We start from the raw sequence: 3,745 nt of genomic DNA, 5'->3' as shown, positions 1-3,745 counted from the left end.
GGCAAGACCCAGGGCAGCGTCGACTTCGAAACCCCGGCCAATGACGTCTACAACAACGGCTCGACCGTCAGCACCACGATTACCGGTGCGACCGGTGGCAACTTCGAGCAGTTGGTGCCGAACCCGATGCCGGCTCAGACCACCATCAACGACTCGGTCGACACCACCACCGCGACCCTGACGGCGAACCCGTCGGTGACCGAAGGCGGCGTGATCACTTACACCGTGACCCTGAGCAACCCAGCGCAGACCCCGGTGACCGTGACCCTGTCCAATGGCCAGACCATCACCATCGAGGCCGGTAAGACCCAGGGCAGTGTTGACTTCCAGACGCCGGCCAACGACGTTTACAACAACGGCTCGACCGTCAGCGTGACCATCGAAAGCGCCACGGGCGGCAACTTCGAGCAACTGACGCCGAACCCGACGCCGGCTCAGACCACCATCAATGACTCGGTCGACACCACCACCGCGACCCTGACTGCTTCGCCAAGCGTCACCGAAGGTGGCGTGATCACCTACACCGTGACCCTGAGCAACCCAGCGCAGACCCCGGTGACCGTGACCCTGTCCAATGGCCAGACCATCACCATCGAAGCCGGCAAGACCCAAGGCAGCGTCGACTTCGAAACCCCGGCCAATGACGTCTACAACAACGGCTCGACCGTCAGCACCACGATTACCGGTGCGACCGGTGGCAACTTCGAGCAGTTGGTGCCGAACCCGACACCAGCTCAGACCACCATCAATGATTCGGTGGACACCACCACCGCGACCCTGACGGCGAACCCGTCGGTGACCGAAGGCGGCGTGATCACTTACACCGTGACCCTGAGCAACCCAGCGCAGACCCCGGTGACCGTAACCCTGTCCAACGGCCAGACCATCACCATCGAGGCCGGTAAGACCCAGGGCAGTGTCGACTTCGAAACCCCGGCCAACGACGTCTACAACAACGGCTCGACCGTTAGCGTGACCATCGAGAACGCCACGGGCGGTAACTTCGAGCAGTTGGTGCCGAACCCGACGCCGGCTCAGACCACCATCAACGACTCGGTCGACACTACCACCGCGACCCTGACTGCTTCGCCAAGCGTCACCGAAGGCGGCGTCATCACCTACACCGTGACCCTGAGCAACCCGGCCCAGACCCCGGTGACCGTAACCCTGTCCAACGGCCAGACCATCACCATCGAAGCCGGCAAGACCCAAGGTAGCGTCGACTTCGAAACCCCGGCCAACGATGTCTACAACAACGGCTCGACCGTTAGCGTGACCATCGAGAACGCCACGGGCGGTAACTTCGAGCAGTTGGTGCCGAACCCGACACCGGCTCAGACCACCATCAATGACTCGGTCGACACCACCACCGCGACCCTGTCTGCTTCGCCAAGCGTCACCGAAGGCGGCGTCATCACTTACACCGTGACCCTGAGCAACCCGGCCCAGTCGCCGGTGACCGTAACCCTGTCCAACGGCCAGACCATCACCATCGAGGCCGGTAAGACCCAGGGCAGTGTCGACTTCCAGACGCCGGCCAACGACGTTTACAACAACGGCTCGACCGTCAGCGTGACCATCGAAAGCGCCACGGGCGGCAACTTCGAGCAACTGTCGCCGAACCCGACGCCGGCTCAGACCACGATCAACGACTCGGTCGACACCACCACCGCGACCCTGACTGCTTCGCCAAGCGTCACCGAAGGTGGCGTGATCACCTACACCGTGACCCTGAGCAACCCGGCCCAGTCGCCGGTGACCGTGACCCTGTCCAACGGCCAGACCATCACCATTGAGGCCGGTAAGACCCAGGGCAGTGTCGACTTCCAGACGCCGGCCAACGATGTCTACAACAACGGCTCGACCGTCAGCACCACGATTACCGGTGCGACCGGTGGCAACTTCGAGCAGTTGGTGCCGAACCCGACACCAGCTCAGACCACCATCAACGACTCGGTCGACACTACCACCGCGACTCTGACGGCGAACCCGTCGGTGACCGAAGGCGGCGTGATCACTTACACCGTGACCCTGAGCAACCCAGCGCAGACCCCGGTGACCGTAACCCTGTCCAACGGCCAGACCATCACCATCGAGGCCGGTAAGACCCAGGGCAGTGTCGACTTCCAGACGCCGGCCAACGACGTTTACAACAACGGCTCGACCGTCAGCGTGACCATCGAAAGCGCCACGGGCGGCAACTTCGAGCAGTTGGTGCCGAACCCGACGCCGGCTCAGACCACCATCAATGACTCGGTCGACACCACCACCGCGACCCTGACTGCTTCGCCAAGCGTCACCGAAGGCGGCGTGATCACCTACACCGTGACCCTGAGCAACCCGGCCCAGTCGCCGGTGACCGTAACCCTGTCCAATGGCCAGACCATCACCATCGAGGCTGGCAAGACCCAGGGCAGTGTTGACTTCGAAACCCCGGCCAACGATGTCTACAACAACGGCTCGACCGTCAGCGTGACCATCGAAAGCGCCACGGGCGGCAACTTCGAGCAACTGACGCCGAACCCGACACCAGCTCAGACCACCATCAATGATTCGGTGGACACCACCACCGCGACCCTGACTGCTTCGCCAAGCGTCACCGAAGGTGGCGTGATCACCTACACCGTGACCCTGAGCAACCCGGCGCAGACCCCGGTGACCGTGACCCTGTCCAATGGCCAGACCATCACCATCGAGGCCGGCAAGACCCAGGGCAGTGTCGACTTCGAAACCCCGGCCAACGACGTCTACAACAACGGCTCGACCGTTAGCGTGACCATCGAGAACGCCACGGGCGGCAACTTCGAGCAGTTGGTGCCGAACCCGACCCCGGCTCAGACCACCATCAACGACTCGGTCGACACCACCACCGCGACCCTGACGGCGAACCCGTCGGTGACCGAAGGCGGCGTGATCACCTACACCGTGACCCTGAGCAACCCGGCGCAGACCCCGGTGACCGTGACCCTGTCCAATGGCCAGACCATCACTGTCGAGGCTGGCAAGACCCAGGGCAGCGTCGACTTCGAAACCCCGGCCAACGACGTCTACAACAACGGCTCGACCGTTAGCGTGACCATCGAGAACGCCACGGGTGGCAACTTCGAGCAGTTGGTGCCGAACCCGACGCCAGCTTCGACCGTTATCAGCGATAGCATCGATACCGTCACTGTAAGCATCGTCGGCAATGGCAGTGTGACCGAAGACCAGCAGCCTTCCTTCACTGTGAAAGTAAGCCAAGCGCTGGACCGGCCACTGACAGTAACCCTGTCGAACGGCGACACCGTGACCATCGAGGCCGGTAAAACCGAAGTCGAGTACAAGACCTCGGCCCAGGGTGACGATGTCATCAAGGACGCCAGCTCTATTACCCTTAGCGTTACCGACGCCACTGTTTCGGGTGCCACCTTTGAGAAGCTGGCCTTGGGTGGCCCGGCTACCGTTGAAATCTCGGACACCATCAGTGAGGTTGTGGCTAAGCTGACCGCGACCCCTTCGGTCACCGAAGGCGGCGAGATCACCTACACCATCACGCTGACCAACATAGACGGCCTGCCGATCAACAATCACGGCGCGTTGACCTTCACGCTGAGCGACGGCAAGACCGTTATCACCGTACCGGCCAACGGCACGACTGGTTCGGTCACTGTGACTGCCCCGGACAACGTGTATGTGGGTGCTAACGATCCGGTCGTGAAGTCCATTGCTACCGTTGATGGCGTTGACGTCGGCAAGTTCGAGCAGC

1 protein-coding gene is annotated in these 3,745 nt (G+C 62.3%); it reads left to right on the top strand.

The window, feature by feature from the left end; all coding sequences use genetic code 11:
* On the top strand, positions 1-3,745 hold a 3,745-nt coding region (locus J5M71_RS25065; RefSeq protein ID WP_347709874.1), incomplete at both ends, for an immunoglobulin-like domain-containing protein.

The sequence above is a fragment of the Pseudomonas sp. 43(2021) genome (genome assembly GCF_017490805.1).
GTDB lineage: Bacteria > Pseudomonadota > Gammaproteobacteria > Pseudomonadales > Pseudomonadaceae > Aquipseudomonas.
Note: the sequence above shows the minus strand (reverse complement) of the source record. Positions and strands in the feature narration are given on the sequence as shown.